General features: G+C 73.4%; 1 protein-coding gene and 1 pseudogene. Both read right to left on the reverse strand.

All coding sequences use genetic code 11. The features are described 5' to 3' along the window. Positions 1 to 119: 119 nt before the first annotated feature. Entirely contained in the window at positions 120 to 794 is a 675-nt protein-coding gene (locus ACWDR3_RS47810) for an urease accessory protein UreF (protein ID WP_450358952.1), read from the reverse strand. 13 nt (positions 795 to 807) lie between these two features. Next, positions 808 to 1,195: pseudogene (gene ureC / locus ACWDR3_RS47815) on the reverse strand (urease subunit alpha); the annotation flags it as partial.

Consider the following 1,195-nt stretch of genomic DNA (forward strand, 5'->3'; position numbering starts at 1 on the left):
GGCGTTTGAGGACGAGGCCGTCCAGGCCGAAGCGGGGTCTGGGGGCGCAGCCCCCAGCGGGGTCGAAGGGGCAGCGCCCCTGGGGACGGGACGGGTAGGGGCGGCGGGGGCGAAACCCCCTACGAGGCGAACAACCGCACAGCCCAAGCGGCATGCGCCTCCGCCCCGACCTCCAACAACGGCGCCGACGCCGCAGGCAACGCGTCGACGCCCTCGCCGACCACCCGCCGAGCCGCTTCCACCGCCCGATCGGCGACACGGTCAAGTTCCGGCGCCAGCCGAGCCAACACCCCCGTCGCGTCAAAGGGATCAAGACTCAGCAACCGCACCGTCGCACTCGCCGCCCCGCTCACACTCTCGTAAGCCGCGCAGTACGCCGCGTCCTCGGGCCCGAGCCCGGCGGCCCGAGCCACCAGCCCCAACACCACCGGCTGATGCGCCCCCTTGGGGAACTCCCGCGCCAGTGCGTCGAGTTCGACCGAAGGCCAGGTCGCCCGGCCGGCCCGCATCAACTGCCGCCCCAGCCGCCGCGAGGCACCCCTCAGAGCCGGCGACGGCGTACGAGCGTCGACGGCCGCGTCCAACTCCCCGGCAGCGACGCCGAGTACCGCGGCGGCGGCCACCGCACCGGCCACCAGCCCCGCCGTGTGCAACCGCCCCCGGCAGAAGTCCCCCAGACTCCCCGCCTCCGTGATCCGCCCGGCCTTCACCGCCGCCTCGGCCCCGCCGGAGTGCGCGTGCCCCCCGGCGGGAAAGCGGCCGTCGGCCAGGACCAGAAGAGCTGCCCTGCTCATCGCGACCCCCGCATCAGAAGAGGAAGTACCGCTGGGCCATGGGCAGTTCGGCGGCGGGCGTCGCCTCGACGAGCTCCCCGTCGATGTGCACGGCGAAGCTGTCGGGGTCGACCCGCACCTGCGGCCGGGCGTCGTTCTCGCGCATGTCGGCCTTGGTGACACCGCGCGTCGACTCGATCGCCACGAAACGCTTGCCGAGGTCGAGCCGCTCGGGCAAGCCGTCCTCAATGGCGAGCGGCGCGACGAAGTTGAACGAGTTCGCGGCCGGCGCCCGTCCGATCGCCCCGAACATCGGCCGCGGCAGGATCGGTTGAGGCGTCGGGATGGAGGCGTTCGCGTCGCCCATCTGCGCGTAGGCGATCTGGCCGCCCTTGATGACGAGGTGCGGCTTGACGCCGAAG

This window comes from Streptomyces sp. NPDC001002, from assembly GCF_053599215.1.